Raw genomic sequence first — 901 nt, forward strand, 5'->3', positions numbered from 1 at the left:
TTAGAACTCCTAACAGAATGATGGCGGGCGTATCCGGTGGAGGTGGGGATCGTTCTGTCTGGATGTGAGGAGGGGTGAGCAGCCGCCGTGGATCGTCTCGGACGAGTTGTGGGCCGAGATCGAACCGCTGCTGCCGGCCCGACCACCACGCCGGACCCGGTTCCCCGGCCGGAAACCCTTGGACGACCGCAAGGTGCTGTGCGGGATCCTGTTCGTCCTCTACACCGCGATCCCGTGGGAGTTCCTGCCGAAGGAGTTGGGGTTCGGGTCGGGGATGACCTGCTGGCGCAGATTGCGGGACTGGAACGACGCTGGCGTGTGGCAACGACTGCACGAAGTGCTCCTGGCCAAGCTCAGAGCCGCCGGCCAGCTGGACATGTCCCGGGCGGTGATCGACGGCTCCCACATACGGGCGCTCAAAGGCGGCCCAAAACTGGACCGAGCCCGGTCGATCGCCGCAAGCCAGGCTCGAAACACCACGTCATCACCGACGCGGGCGGCATCCCCCTCGCCGCGAGCCTGACCGGCGGCAACCGCCACGACGTCACCCAACTGATCCCCCTGGTCGAGGCGATCCCACCGGTCAAGGGCATCCGCGGCCGTCCTCGACAACGACCCGACAGCCTGTACGCCGACCGCGGCTACGACTTCGACAAGTACCGCCGGGAACTACGAGCCAGAGGCATCACCCCGGTCATCGCCCGGCGCGGTACCAGCCACGGCTCCGGACTCGGCGCCCGACGATGGGTCGTCGAACAGAGCATCGCCTTGCTGCACTGGTTCCGCCGGCTACGCATCCGCTGGGAAATCCGCGACGACATCCACGAAGCCTTCCTCACCCTCGCCTGCGCCATCATCTGCTGGCGCCGCCTCCAACACTCAAAGAGTTAGGAGTTCTTAG

Annotated in this window: 1 protein-coding gene; it reads left to right on the forward strand. The window is 66.1% G+C overall.

The features are described from left to right. The first annotated feature begins 91 nt into the window (after nucleotides 1-91). A protein-coding gene (locus I0C86_RS00030) for an IS5 family transposase (RefSeq protein ID WP_323373382.1) occupies nucleotides 92-891 on the forward strand; the annotation gives its coding sequence in 2 pieces (ribosomal slippage) (nucleotides 92-428 and nucleotides 428-891; 801 coding nt in all). Nucleotides 892-901 lie beyond the last annotated feature (10 nt).

It is taken from the genome of Plantactinospora alkalitolerans (assembly GCF_015690345.1).
Lineage (GTDB): Bacteria > Actinomycetota > Actinomycetes > Mycobacteriales > Micromonosporaceae > Plantactinospora > Plantactinospora alkalitolerans.